The sequence below is a fragment of the Allobosea sp. 10L417 genome (genome assembly GCF_056395485.1).
This window is the reverse complement of sequence record NZ_JBFTJP010000001.1, coordinates 953,670-966,243: the sequence shown is the minus strand read 5'-3', so window position 1 is coordinate 966,243 and position 12,574 is coordinate 953,670. Positions and strand designations below refer to the sequence as shown.

The 12,574-nt window shown below is 67.2% G+C and carries 13 protein-coding genes; 4 read left to right on the top strand and 9 right to left on the bottom strand.

All coding sequences use genetic code 11. From position 1 onward, the window contains the following. Window positions 1-42 precede the first annotated feature (42 nt). On the bottom strand, window positions 43-807 hold the full coding sequence (locus tag AC1DE3_RS04920) for a sulfite exporter TauE/SafE family protein (RefSeq protein ID WP_476780329.1): 765 nt from the start codon (window positions 805-807) through the stop codon (window positions 43-45). A 175-nt stretch (window positions 808-982) separates the two neighbouring features. Here AC1DE3_RS04920 and AC1DE3_RS04915 point away from each other — a divergent pair, with 175 nt between their 5' ends. Continuing rightward, window positions 983-2,917, top strand: coding sequence for a propionyl-CoA synthetase (locus AC1DE3_RS04915; protein WP_476780330.1), 1,935 nt, complete (start codon window positions 983-985; stop codon window positions 2,915-2,917). 99 nt (window positions 2,918-3,016) lie between these two features. Here the strand turns inward: AC1DE3_RS04915 and AC1DE3_RS04910 are convergent, their stop codons facing one another. The 3 genes from AC1DE3_RS04910 to AC1DE3_RS04900 all read right to left on the bottom strand — a co-directional run bounded on the left by AC1DE3_RS04910 (window position 3,017) and on the right by AC1DE3_RS04900 (window position 5,386). Continuing rightward, window positions 3,017-3,745, bottom strand: a complete 729-nt coding sequence (locus tag AC1DE3_RS04910; RefSeq protein WP_441510307.1) for a DUF1013 domain-containing protein — start codon at window positions 3,743-3,745, stop codon at window positions 3,017-3,019. A 172-nt stretch (window positions 3,746-3,917) separates the two neighbouring features. Next, window positions 3,918-4,385, bottom strand: a complete 468-nt coding sequence (locus AC1DE3_RS04905) for a nuclear transport factor 2 family protein (RefSeq protein WP_476780331.1) — start codon at window positions 4,383-4,385, stop codon at window positions 3,918-3,920. Window positions 4,386-4,387: 2 nt separating this feature from the next. Continuing rightward, window positions 4,388-5,386 carry an NAD(P)H-quinone oxidoreductase gene (locus AC1DE3_RS04900; protein ID WP_476780332.1) on the bottom strand — a complete coding sequence of 333 codons (999 nt, stop codon included), beginning with the start codon at window positions 5,384-5,386 and terminating at the stop codon, window positions 4,388-4,390. A gap of 95 nt (window positions 5,387-5,481) precedes the next feature. On the opposite strand from AC1DE3_RS04900, the gene AC1DE3_RS04895 reads away from it, so the two are divergent. Both AC1DE3_RS04895 and rcdA read left to right on the top strand, forming a co-directional pair. Then, on the top strand, window positions 5,482-5,682 hold the full coding sequence (locus tag AC1DE3_RS04895) for a DUF1192 domain-containing protein (RefSeq protein WP_441510304.1): 201 nt from the start codon (window positions 5,482-5,484) through the stop codon (window positions 5,680-5,682). Between the two features lie 373 nt (window positions 5,683-6,055). Beyond that, window positions 6,056-6,586, top strand: coding sequence for a protease adaptor protein RcdA (rcdA, locus tag AC1DE3_RS04890; protein WP_441510218.1), 531 nt, complete (start codon window positions 6,056-6,058; stop codon window positions 6,584-6,586). A gap of 192 nt (window positions 6,587-6,778) precedes the next feature. On the opposite strand, the gene rpmE is transcribed toward rcdA, so the two are convergent. Beyond that, entirely contained in the window at window positions 6,779-7,015 is a 237-nt protein-coding gene (gene rpmE / locus AC1DE3_RS04885; protein ID WP_441510217.1) for a 50S ribosomal protein L31, read from the bottom strand. A gap of 265 nt (window positions 7,016-7,280) precedes the next feature. Here rpmE and AC1DE3_RS04880 point away from each other — a divergent pair, with 265 nt between their 5' ends. Next, the gene (locus AC1DE3_RS04880) at window positions 7,281-9,059 is read left to right on the top strand and encodes an ABC transporter transmembrane domain-containing protein (protein WP_476780333.1); all 1,779 of its coding nucleotides are present in this window, start codon (window positions 7,281-7,283) and stop codon (window positions 9,057-9,059) included. Between the two features lie 91 nt (window positions 9,060-9,150). On the opposite strand, the gene AC1DE3_RS04875 is transcribed toward AC1DE3_RS04880, so the two are convergent. The 4 genes from AC1DE3_RS04875 to AC1DE3_RS04860 form a co-directional block, all read right to left on the bottom strand. Further along, window positions 9,151-9,564 (bottom strand): Ivy family c-type lysozyme inhibitor, encoded by a 414-nt coding sequence (locus AC1DE3_RS04875; protein ID WP_476780334.1) that lies wholly within the window; start codon window positions 9,562-9,564, stop codon window positions 9,151-9,153. Window positions 9,565-9,566: 2 nt separating this feature from the next. Then, window positions 9,567-10,583 carry a peptidoglycan -binding protein gene (locus tag AC1DE3_RS04870; RefSeq protein ID WP_476780335.1) on the bottom strand — a complete coding sequence of 339 codons (1,017 nt, stop codon included), beginning with the start codon at window positions 10,581-10,583 and terminating at the stop codon, window positions 9,567-9,569. Between the two features lie 29 nt (window positions 10,584-10,612). Continuing rightward, window positions 10,613-11,623: a flagellar motor protein MotA gene (locus tag AC1DE3_RS04865; RefSeq protein WP_476852117.1), complete on the bottom strand. Its 1,011-nt coding sequence runs from the start codon at window positions 11,621-11,623 to the stop codon at window positions 10,613-10,615. Window positions 11,624-11,773: 150 nt separating this feature from the next. Continuing rightward, on the bottom strand, window positions 11,774-12,565 hold the full coding sequence (locus AC1DE3_RS04860) for an inositol monophosphatase family protein (RefSeq protein WP_441510212.1): 792 nt from the start codon (window positions 12,563-12,565) through the stop codon (window positions 11,774-11,776). Window positions 12,566-12,574 lie beyond the last annotated feature (9 nt).

The following is a 12,574-nucleotide window of genomic DNA, read 5'->3' as shown; positions in this document are numbered from 1 at the left end:
CGCAGGCTGCGCTTGCTCCTCAGGATGAGGGCCGACGTGGTATCAGCCGAGAAGGTGCAGGTCGCGCACGCCGTCGAAGACCAGCTTCGCGCCAACGAGCAGCAGCAGCCAGTAGACGATGCCGTAGAAGCGCTCGGCCGGAACCCGCCGGACCAGCCAGACCCCGGCAAAGGTCGCCGCGATGGCGAAAGGCAGCAGCGCGACGGAGGCCATGAGGTTCTGGCTGCTGAGCTGGCCGAGCGCGAGATAGGGGATGATCTTCACCCAGTTCATCGCGGCGAAGAAGATCGCGCCGGTACCGACGAAGACGGCGGGCGGGAGCTTCTGCGGCATGACGTAGATCTGGAAGGGCGGGCCGCCGGCATGGGCGACCATGCTGGTGAAGCCGCAGAGGAAGCCCCAGATGCCGCCCGCGCTCCAATTCGCCTTGGTGGCAGCGGCGGGCTTCGTGCCGTCGCTCAGCATGCGGCGCAACGCGAATCCGACCGAGATCAGCCCGACGGCGAGAACGACGGCCGCGTCCGAGACCTTCGCCGCCAGCAGATAGCCGAGGAGGATGCCCAGCAGCGCGCCGGGCGCCAGGGTTGCAAGATTGCGGCGGTCGAAGTCCCGCCGGTAGGACCAGACCGAGACCACGTCCTGCGCGATCAGCAGCGGCAGCATGATCGCGGCTGCCGTCACCGGCGAGACGACCAGCGCCATCAGCGGCAAGGAAAGCAGGCCGAGCCCCGAAAAGCCGCCCTTCGCCAGCCCCGTCAAGACGACGGCCGGCACCATGGCGGCGAAGAAGATGAGATCGAAGGACATGGGGTGACGCTGCGCCGCAGAGCCGAGAGGTGCAGAATGGGATGGGCGAAAGTCTTAAGTTTGCGCGCTTGCGCTGTCGGAGGGGAGTGCGCAGGATTCCCTGCAAAACCTGCCCCGCCATCGCCGGCTCGCTGTGGGGCTTTAGGATGAAACCCGGCGCAGAGGAACGCTTCCGATGAATGGCTCCCATGCGGCACCCGCCCGCCCCACTGAGGGCTATCGCGAGACCTATGCAAGTTGGCAGGCCGATCCGGATGCCTATTGGCTCGAGATCGCTGAGGGTATCGACTGGATCAAGCCGCCGCAGAAGGCATTCGACGCCTCGGCCGGCATCTATGGCCGCTGGTTCCCGGACGCGACCTGCAACACCTGCTTCAACGCGCTGGACCGGCATGTGCGCGACGGGCGCGGCGATCAGGTCGCGCTGATCTACGACAGCCCGGTGACCGGGACGAAGGCCAAATACACCTATGCCCAGATGCTGGAGGAGGTCGCGACGCTCGCGGCCGTGCTGCAGGATCTCGGCGTCGCCAAGGGCGATCGCGTCCTCATCTATATGCCGATGGTGCCGGAGGCGGCCTTCGCCATGCTGGCCTGCGCCCGCATCGGCGCCGTGCATTCGGTGGTGTTCGGCGGTTTCGCCGCCAAGGAACTCGCGACGCGCATCGACGACGCCGAGCCCAAAGTGATCCTGACAGCGACCTGCGGCATCGAGCCGACGCGCGTGGTCGAATACAAGCCGCTGCTCGACGGCGCGATCGAGATGGCCCGGCACAAGCCGCAGACCTGCGTCGTGCTGCAGCGGCCGCAGGCCGACGCCTCGATGCATGCGACGCGCGACAAGAACTGGCGCACGCTGGTGGCGGCGGCGAAGGCCGCCGGGCGCAAGGCCGATTGCGTCGAGGTTGCCGCGACCGACCCGCTCTATGTCCTCTACACCTCCGGCACGACCGGCCGGCCGAAGGGCGTCGTGCGCGACAATGGCGGGCACATGGTGGTGCTCAAGGCGACAATGGATCAGTTCTTCGACGTGAAGGCCGACGAGGTGATGTTCACCGCGTCCGATGTCGGCTGGGTCGTGGGCCACTGCTATATCGTCTATGGACCGCTGATCCAGGGCGCGACCAGTGTGCTCTACGAGGGCAAGCCGGTCGGCACGCCCGATCCCGGCGCCTTTTGGCGCGTGATCGCCGAGCATGGCGTCAAGGTGCTGTTCACCGCGCCGACCGCCTTCCGCGCCATCCGCAAGGAGGACCCCCAGGGCAAGTACCTCGCCGGCCATGACCTGTCGCGGTTCAGGGCGCTCTTCCTCGCCGGCGAGAGGGCCGACCCCGAGACGCTGAAATGGGCCGAGGAACTGCTGAAGGTGCCGGTGATCGACCATTGGTGGCAGACCGAGAGCGGCTCGCCCATCGTCGGCGATCCGATGGGTCTCGGCCTGCTGCCAGTGAAGCACGGCTCGCCGACGGTTCCGCTGCCGGGCTGGGAGGTGCAATGCCTCGATGAGGCCGGCCACCCGGTGAAACCGGGCACGATGGGCGCGATCGTGCTGAAGCTGCCGCTGCCGCCCGGCGCGCTGCCGACGCTGTGGAATGACGACGAGCGCTTCAAGCAGGCATATCTGACGGCCTATCCGGGTTACTACAACACCTCGGATGCCGGTTTCATCGACGAGGACGGTTATGTCTTCATCATGGGGCGCACCGACGACATCATCAACGTCGCCGGCCACCGGCTCTCAACCGGGGGAATGGAGGAGGTGCTGGCGGCGCATCCGGCCGTGGCGGAATGCGCGGTGGTCGGCATTCGCGACGCGCTCAAGGGCGAGCAGCCCTGCGGCTTCGTCGTGCTGAAGGCGGGCGTGAGCCAGTCGCCGGCCGAGGTCGAGAAGGAGCTGGTCGCGCTGGTGCGCGAGCGCATCGGGCCGGTGGCGGCCTTCAAGCTCGCGGTGACGGTGAACCGGCTGCCGAAGACGCGTTCCGGCAAGATCCTGCGGGCGACGATGAAGAAGATCGCCGACGGCGAGGATTATGCCGTGCCGGCGACGATCGAGGACGCTGGGGTGCTCGACGAGATCGGCGTGGTCCTGAAGGGCAGGGGGATCGGGTAGCTACCGCCGTCATTCTCGGGCGGCGCGGAGCGCTGACCCGAGAATCGTGTCGAAGAGATGCCCGGGCCAAGCCCGAGCATGACGCCGTGAGGCAGGGCCTCAGCCCTCGTCGTCCTCATCAGCCGGGCGCTTGAGCTGCTTCAGCTTGGCGAAGACGGAATCGACGTCGATCGCCGCCTCTTCCTCGCGCTTCGGCCGGCTCATATCGGCGAAGGGCTGGCTTTCGCTGCGCGCGGGCGCCGGAGCCGTGGTCTCTTCGGCGGACAGCAGGGTCGAGCCGGCTTCGGCCAGCGCGGCCGGACGGTCCTTGGCGGCGCGGGCAACCTCGAAGTCCAGGTCGATCTGCGAGCACAGGCCAAGGCTGACCGGGTCGATCGGGGTGAGCTGCTGGGCGTTCCAGTGCGTGCGGTCGCGGATCTGCGCGATGGTCGACTTGGTCGTGCCGATCAGGCGGATGACCTGCGCGTCCTTGAGCTCGGGATGGTTGCGCAGCAGCCAGAGGATGGCGTTCGGGCGATCCTGGCGCTTCGAGACCGGGGTGTAGCGCGGGCCCTTGGTGCGCTTGATCTCCGGCACCTTCACCTTGCGCTCGGCGAGACGCAGATGATGGTTCGGGTTCTTGGCGGCGCGCTCCAGCTCCTCGCGGGTGAGCTGGCCGGAGGTGATGGGATCGAGGCCCTTGATGCCGGCCGCAACCTCGCCATCGGCGATGCCACGCACCTCGAGCGGATGCAGCTTGCAGAACTCGGCGATCTGCTCGAACGTCAGAGAGGTGTTCTCGACCAGCCAGACCGCAGTGGCTTTGGGCATCAGCGGGGTTTGTGACACGGGGCGTCTCCTGGAAGGCCTTCGCGCCCGATCGGGCTCGTCAAGGCAGGGTCGCGGACAAAAGCTCTCATGCGCCGACCGGCCTCCTCGGCCGGCCATCCAAATCATCGACGATGAGCAGGATGGCGCGCCTTATAGGCGAGGGCGTGGCCAGTGTCCATGGATTTGCAGGTCATCGCGGCGGCCGCCCACACGCCGAGAGGAGGGCATCCGGGACCGGCCGGGACGGTGTCGCCTTGTCCCAGGCCTGCGCCACGATCGTCCAGGAACCGGCCTCCTTGACCAGCAGCATCATCTCAACGGTGCGGCCGGTTTCGGTGGTGTTCTCCACGGCCTCGCAGGCTGCGACTGCCACAGCGACATGGCCGAAGACGCGGATCTCGATGCCGAGCGGGCTTTCCTCGAAGGAGCGCAGGCTCGTCAGCGAGAGATCCTGCATCCGCGCGACGAACTCGGCGGGTGATTGCGGCCGGGCCGGGCGAGCGGAGGGATAGAGCACGGCGGCGTCATGGAAGTCGGCACCGAAGGCGGCCCAATCGGCGGGCGCGCCCGGCCGCCAGCTGAGGCTGGCGAACTGCCGTGCGATCAGCTCGGCAATCGCCTTTTTGTCATCGTCCGGCGTCGGCGCGTCGCTCTGCATGGCTACACCGTCAGTACGATCTTCCCGATATGGGCGCTGGACTCCATCAGACGATGGGCGTCCGCGGCCCGGGCCAGCGGGAATGTAGCATGGATCTGCGGCTTGCAGCGCCCGGCCTCGAGCAACGGCCAGACCTTCTCGTGCAGTTCGGCAGCGATGGCCGCCTTCTCGGCGACGGTGCGGGGGCGCAGCGTCGAGCCGGTATGGGTCAGGCGCTTCAGCATCAGGCGGCTGAAATTCGCTGTCGCCTTCGGGCCGTTGAGGAAGGCGATCTGGACGATGCGGCCCTGATCGGCCGCAGCCTCGTAGTTGCGGTCGATGTAATCGCCGCCGACCATGTCGAGGATGAGATCGACGCCGCGCCCACCCGTCGCGGCTTTGGACGCGGCGACGAAATCCTCGGTGCGGTAGTTGATGGCGTGATCGGCGCCGAGATCGCGACAGGCCCGGCACTTCTCGTCGGAGCCGGCGGTCGCCAGCACGGTCGCGCCGAAGGCCTTGGCGAGCTGGATCGCGGTGGTGCCGATGCCGGATGAGCCGCCATGGACGAGGAAGCTCTCGCCCGCCTGCAGCCGCCCGCGCTGGAAGACATTGGTCCAGACCGTGAAATAGGTCTCCGGGACGGCGCCGGCCTCGATAAGCGAAAAGCCCTCCGGCACAGGCAGGGCATTGTTCTCATGGACGACGGCGTATTCGGCGTAGCCGCCGCCGGGAACAAGGGCGCAGACCTGCTGGCCGACATTGAAACGCTCCGCGCCTTCGCCGCGCGCCATGACCGTGCCGGAGAATTCGAGGCCCGGAATGTCGGAGGCGCCGGGAGGAGGAGTGTAACCGCCGAGGCGTTGCAGCACATCGGGACGGTTCACGCCTGCGGCGGCGATGGCGACCAGGATCTGGCCGGGGCCGGGTTTCGGAACGGGGCGGGTCTCCGGGCGCAGGACTTCCGGGCCTCCGGGGGCGGGAATGCCGATCGCCGTCATCGTCTCGGGAATGGGGGTCATGGCCTCGTCGTCCTTCGTCATGGTGCGGCGCAGCGTGACTGTCGCCGCAAGTTGGCTAGCCTGCCGCGCGCAGTTTGAGCAGATGCGAGGCCGCCATGTCGATATTCCCGGAGGATGATCGCCCCAAACCGAAGAGCGTGCATGAGATCGGCCAGGACCTGTCGATGCTCTCGCTCGCCGAGATCGACGAGCGCATTGCCGCACTGAAGGCCGAGATCGAACGCCTGGCCGAGACGCGGGCGCGCAAGGATGCGACCCGCTCCGCGGCGGACGCGTTCTTTCGGAAACTCGCCTGAAAAAAGCGTCAAAAAGAAACGCCCGTTAAGAGGGCGTTAATGATTCCAAAGTATGAATCGCATCATCCAGTTTGTCTGGATGTCGAGTGGCTCCTGCCCACTCTGTTTGACGCCTCCCTGTTGACCTTCGAGCCGCCTTTGGCGGCTCTTTTTTTGTTCTCGCGCACCTCTGCGCCTTCTTGTGGAGAGGGGCGCTGCTTGTGCCCGGAAGGGGCCTTCGGCCTCGTTTCCGCCATAGCGGTGTAGCCTCGTTAAGGTTAACGACATCTTAGCGGCGTTCGGAAACGCGATCGGCGTTATCCTTGCCACGTCAGCGGCATGATCCGTGGCGCGTTCCAAAGGCGCACGGGCTTGTGCCGATGGGAGACACCGCATGAACGATGCCCAGCTGCTCGATCCGCCGACGGAGGAGGGCGCGCTTTCCTTTGCGCGCCGTTTCGTCCGTTCGGACGCTTTCATGCTGTTGTTTCGCGAAGGCATGGGGCTGGTCGAGCAGACCGCCGCCTATCTCGACGGGGAAGGCCGCAAGGAGGCGGCGGCGCTGCCACGCGAGATCGCTCTGACCTATGCCACCGAGAGCATGCGCCTGACGACGCGGCTGATGCAGATCGCCTCCTGGCTTCTGGTCCAGCGCGCCGTGGCCGAAGGCGAGCTCACCGCCGAGCAGGCCAGGACCGAGCACAACAAAGTCAAGATCAGCGATCCGATGATCGCGCCGGCCGAGCATGTCGTCGCACAGCTGCCGGAGCGCCTGCGTCACTTGATGGCGCATTCGCTGCGGCTGCAGACCCGCGTGCGTCATCTCGAAAACCAGATGTCCGGGATGGAAACCCGCCGCGAAGCCGGCAATCCCGTCCAGGACCAACTGGCGAGCCTCCAGGCGCGGCTCGGGCTCGCGCGGTAAGAAGGCTTTTCCGCAAGAAACGCGTCATTCGCGGAGCATCGATCCGCGAATCTCCGGCGGGAGCGCCGTCGCGTCCTGAGATGCCCGGGCCCGGTCCGGGCCCGACAGCCGGATCCCGAACGAAAAAGCCCGGCCGATGAGGCCGGGCTTTCTTGATTCAGATCAGTGACGAAAAGGCGAAACGCCTGAAAATCACTTCTTGCCGATGGTGCCCAGGCCGGCGAAGCGCGTGTTGAAGCGCGAGACGCGGCCGCCGCGGTCCAGCATATGCTGGGTGCCGCCGGTCCAGGCCGGATGGGTCTTGGGGTCGATGTCAAGGTTGAGGGTGTCCCCTTCCTTGCCGTAGGTCGAACGGGTGGCATATTCGGTGCCATCGGTCATGACGACCTTAATGGTGTGATAGTCGGGGTGGATGCCGGTCTTGGCCATGACGAAATCCTCGAAGCTTACAAAAACGGGCGCATCGACAAGCAGGCGGGCCTGCCCGGCCCGTCGAAAGAATTCGGATGAGCCTGTCGTGAAGTCGCGTGCACATATCGCAGCCACGGCTTCAGCGCAAGCTTAACCGGCAAGACGCAGGCCCCTGCGGCGATGCGTCGTTTGCCAAGCTCGCCTTCATGGGCTTCACGAAGCGAGATTGATATTGGTTGAAAGAGCGTGCGTGCGCACGCGCGAGACGAAGGAGGTTCGGCGCGTGGCCGAGGCTGACAAGAACGACAAGAAGGCGCGTCCCGACTTCCGCTCGCTCGCGACCTTCTGGCCCTATGCGCGTGCGCAGAAGGGGCGGATCGCCTTCGCGCTCGTCGCGTTGGTGATCGCGTCGCTGGCGACGCTGGTGCTGCCGATGGCGGTGCGGCGCGTCATCGATGTCGGCTTCGCCGGCGGCGAGCGGCAGCTCGCCAACAGCTATTTCATCCTGCTGATCGGCGTGGTCGCCGTGCTCGCGCTGGCGAGTTCGGCGCGCTTCTATCTCGTCATGACCATCGGCGAGCGCATCGTCTCCTCGCTGCGCGCCGATGTCTTCCGCCACCTGACGCGGCTGGAGCCGGCCTTCTTCGATTCGAGCAAGGCGGGCGACCTCGTCTCGCGACTCACCGCGGACACCACGCAGATCAAGTCCACCTTCGCCTCGACCGCCTCGATCGCGCTCCGCAACGTCATCATGACGCTGGGCGCACTCGGGCTGATGGTGGCGACGAGCCCGCGGCTATCAGCCATCGTCATCGGCGTGATCCCGCTGATCGTGATCCCGCTGGTGCTGTCGGGCCGCACGGTCCGGCGCCGGGCGCGGGCAGCGCAGGACAGGCTGGCCGACGCCTCCGCCTTTGCCGCCGAGGCTGTCGGTGCGATCCGGACGATGCAGTCCTTCGGTGCCGCCCGCCAGACCTCGGCCCGCTTCGAAGCTGCCTCCGACGGGGCCTATGCCGCCTCGCGGGAGGCGACGGCCTCACGCGCGCTGCTCTCCGGCGTCGCGATCTTCCTGGTCAGCGCCAGCGTAGTCTGCGTGCTCTGGACGGGGGCGACCGAGGTCTTCGACGGGCGGATGACGGGCGGCCGGCTCTCGCAGTTCATTCTCTATGCGGTGCTGGCGGCAAGCTCGCTCGGCCAACTGTCCGAGGTCTATGGCGACATCAGCGCTGCAGCCGGCGCCTCGGGCCGGCTCGGCGAGATCCTGGCCCTGAAGCCCGCGATAGCCGCGCCGCCACATCCCAAGCCGATGCCGGAGCCCTCGCTCGGCGAACTCGCCTTCGAGAACGTCTCGTTCAGCTATCCCAGCCGGCTCGGCCCGGCGCTGTCGAATCTGAGCTTCTCCGTGCGGCCGGGCGAGCGCGTGGCGCTGGTCGGGCCGTCCGGCGCCGGCAAGAGCACGGTGCTGCAGCTCGCGCTGCGCTTCTACGATCCGCAGGACGGGCGCGTCGTCGTCGACGGCGTCGCCGGCCCCGAGGCCGATCCGGAGATCTGGCGCGAGCGTTTTGCGCTGGTTCCGCAGGAGCCGACCGTCTTCGGCGTCTCGGTTCGGGACAACATCGCCTATGGCCGTCCCGACGCCTCGCGGGAGGAGGTCGAGGCGGCGGCGCGGCTTGCGGCGGCCGAAGAGTTCATTCGGGCGCTGCCGCAGGGCTACGACACGGTCGTCGGCGAGCGCGGCGTCACGCTGTCGGGTGGGCAACGCCAGCGTCTCGCCATCGCGCGGGCGATCCTCAAGGATGCGCCGATCCTGCTGCTCGACGAGGCGACGAGCGCGCTCGATTCGGAAAGCGAAAGGGCGGTTCAGGATGCGCTCGACCGGCTGATGCTGGGGCGCACGACCCTGGTCGTGGCGCATCGTCTGGCGACTATCCTCTCGGCCGATCGAATCCTCGTCATGGAAGACGGTCGCATCGTCGAGGAAGGCACGCATGCCGAGCTCAAGGCACGCGGCGGGCTCTATGCCCGACTGGCGGCGCTGCAGTTCGGGCTCGAGGTGGCCTAGGATAGAGGAAGACAACAGCCGTCATTCCGGCCGCGCGAAGCGCGCCGCTAAAGCGGCTTGTCCGGAATGACGGGCCGTCTATGAAGCCGAGCTAGGGCCCCACCAGCGCGCGCTGCTGTGCCTCGCTGGGTTGGCCGAAGAAACGGATATGGCCGGGCTGGATGAGGACGCCGAGCGCCTCGCTGCCATCGGGCGAGAACAGCGCATAGAACCGGTTGTCGCCGCAATCGTGGCGCTTGCAGGTGTCGACGCGCTCGAAGGTTTGGTCGCCGACCGTGACGATCGTGCTGGGGCCGCCAGGACCGCTCAGCTTGTCAGCCCTGAGCCAGGATTCGCGCGGGCCGAGCTTGCCGACCATGTGCGTCCAGGTCTCGCGATAGGTCGGCTGCTTCAGCATGTCGTGGAGATAGCGCCCGCCGCCGTCGGGCGACTGGGCGGAAGCCGGGGCCGCCAGCATCAGCGCGAGTGCCCCGGCGATTGCGAGAGAGCGGCGCCTGACGGACATGCTCAGCGCTCCGTGATCTTGAACTCGATACGGCGGTTGCGGCGGTGTGCTTCGTCGGTGTTGGCGACGTCGAGCGGCTGATACTCGCCGAAGCCGGTGGCGGCGACACGGTCCGTCGGCAGGCCGCGCGAGATCAGGTATTCGACCACGGCGATGGCGCGGCCCGAGGAGAGATGCCAGTTCGAGGGGAACTGGGCGGTCTTGATCGGGCGGTTGTCGGTGTGACCGTCGACGCGCAGGATCCAGGGCAGGTCGGGCGGCATCTCGTTGCCGAGATCGAGCAGGATGGTGGCGAGCTTGTCGAGCTCGACCTTGCCCTCGGGCTTCAGCACGGCCTGGCCGGCATCGAAGAAGACTTCCGATTGAAAGACGAAGCGGTCGCCGACGACGCGGATGTCAGGCCTTGTGCCGAGCACCTGCCGCAGACGTCCGAAGAAGTCCGAGCGATAGCGCGCAAGCTCCTGGACGCGCTGAGCGAGGGCGACGTTGAGCCGCGAGCCGAGCTCCGAAATGCGCGTCTGCGATTCCTTGTCCTTGGCTTCCGAAGCGGCCAGCGCCTCTTCCAGTGCGGCGAGCTGGCGGCGCATGGCGAGGATCTGCTGGTTGACGAGATCGACCGTCGACTGGGCGCGGGCGGAGAGCTGCTTTTCGGCGTCCAGCGCCTTCTGCGCCTCTGCGAGCTGGACCGGGGCGGCATTGTTCTGGGTGGCGAGCTGGCCCTGCAGGCGGCCGCGCTCGTCCTGCTCGCGCGTCAGGGTCGATTGCATGAGCTGCAGGTTCTCCTGCGCCTGCCGGTTCGAGGAACGCTCCAGCGCCAGCAGATCGGTGAGTTCGGAGATCTGCCTGTTGAGCCGCTCCAGCGCGGTGTCCTTGCCGGTGAGCTCCTGCGAGAGAAAGAACTGGCCGAGGACGAAGACGGTGAGCAGGAAGACGATGCCGATCAGCATCGTCGAGAGCGCGTCGACGAAGCCGGGCCAGAAATTCAATTCCTCGCGGCGATGGGCGCGGGAGAGGGCCATGGATCAGGTTCCTGAGGTGCCGGCGGCGATCATGGCTCGGTGATCTGGTCAGCCGTAAGGCGTTCGATCAGTCGCTTCAGATCCTTCTCGCGCGTGGCCTGCGCCTCCACCCAGTCGCGGATCATCTGCTGCTCGGAGCGCATATGCTGGACGAGGCCCTGGATGCCCTCGGCGAGGTTGGCGAGCGCCTGGGTCGCCGCGCGATTGTTCGAGGCGCCGTCTGCCATCGCGGCGCTCAGCCTTTCGAAGCGGTCGGCCAAAGGGTCGCCCGCGGCGAGCAGGGGCGCGATGGTTTCCGGTGTTGCGGTACGGGTGCCGAGCCAGCTTTCGAGCTCGTTGCGGAAGCGGCGCTGCGCCTGCCCCACCTGAAGATCGAGGAAACCGAGAATCAGCGAGCCGGCGATGCCGAAGAGCGATGACGAGAAAGACAGGCCCATGCCGGCGAGCGGGGCGGAGAGCCCGGCCTTCAGCTCGTCGAAGAGCACTCCGGCTTCGGCGCCCGTGCGCAGCGACTTGATGACGGTTCCGACCGAGCCCACCGTGTCGAGCAGGCCCCAGAAGGTGCCGAGCAGGCCGAGGAAGACGAGCAGCCCGGCGAGGTAACGCAGCACCTCGCGCCCGTCGTCGAGCCTGACCGCGACCGATTCGAGGGCCGAGACGGCCTGGGTGGGGGCGAGCGTTCCGCGATCGAGCGCGGCGAGGAGGGAGCCGAACGGCGCGATGACGTCGCTACGCCGGACCTGCGCCGAGGCGGGAGCGGCGGCAAGCCGCGTGGCGGCGCGGGCCTCGCTCTGGAGACGCCAGAGCTCGCGCAACGCGATGAGCACGCCGACGAACAGCGCGCCGACAATGAGGCCGTTCAGCCCCGGATTGGTCATGAAGGCCTGTTTCAGGCCGTTCTGAAGAATGAAGCCGAGGAAGCCGATCAGGGCGAGAAACAGGACCGCACGGACGATGTAGCGAAGCGGGCGCGAGAAACGGGTCTCCGTACGCAGGGGTGCGGCCGTCACCGGCTCGGCCGCGAAATCCTCGTTCGCCATTCGTCGTCTTCCGTTCGCCTCGGAGTGCGGGGAGGACTGTCGCCTTCCCCGCCGCCGGGATCAAGCACGAAAGAGCTACAGTTCTGTCTCAAAGCCGGTTTGACGAAGTCCCGGCGCCCGGGACGAGCGCCGGCGTGCCCGGGAAGCCGCTCAGGCGGTCGCCGTCTTAAGCGCCGCGGCAAGCGCGCGCTCGCCGGCCTCGTTGCCGCAGATGATATCCTTCGCACTGGTCACCGGCTTGCCGTCGAGCGTGCCGAAGGTGCCGCCGGCTTCGCGGATGAGCACGGCGCCCGCGGCGAAATCCCAGGTGTTGAGGCCGCGCTCCCAATAGGCATCCATGCGGCCGGCCGCGACATAGGCGATGTCGAGCGCGGCCGAGCCCATGCGGCGGACATTGGCGAAGCGCGGCATCACGGCGGCGAGCTCGCGCAGGAACTGGCCGTGGCCGCCCTTGCCGATATGCGGGATGCCGGTGCCGATCAGCATGTCGGCCGGCTCGTTGCGGCCGGAGACGCGCAGGCGGCGGTTGTTGACGAAGGCGCCCTTGCCCTTCTCGGCCATGAACATCTCGTCCTTGGCGGCGTCATAGATCACACCGGCGATGAACTGGTTGTCGCGCTCCAGCGCGACCGAGATGTTCCAGTGCGGGATGCCGCGCAGGAAGTTGTGGGTGCCGTCGAGCGGATCGATATGCCAGCGGTTGCTCTCGTCGGTGCCGTGGACGACGCCGCTCTCCTCCATAACGAAGCCATAGCCGGGGCGGGCCTTCTCCAGCGACTCGCGCAGGATCTCCTCGGCCTTGTGGTCGGCCTTGGAGACGAAGTCGCCCGGGCCCTTGGCGAGCACCTGCAGGTTCTCGACCTCGCCGAAGTCGCGCTTCAGCGAACGGGACGCCTTCATCACGGCGTCGGTCATCACGGTCATCAGGGGGGAGCGGATCATCGGAAACCT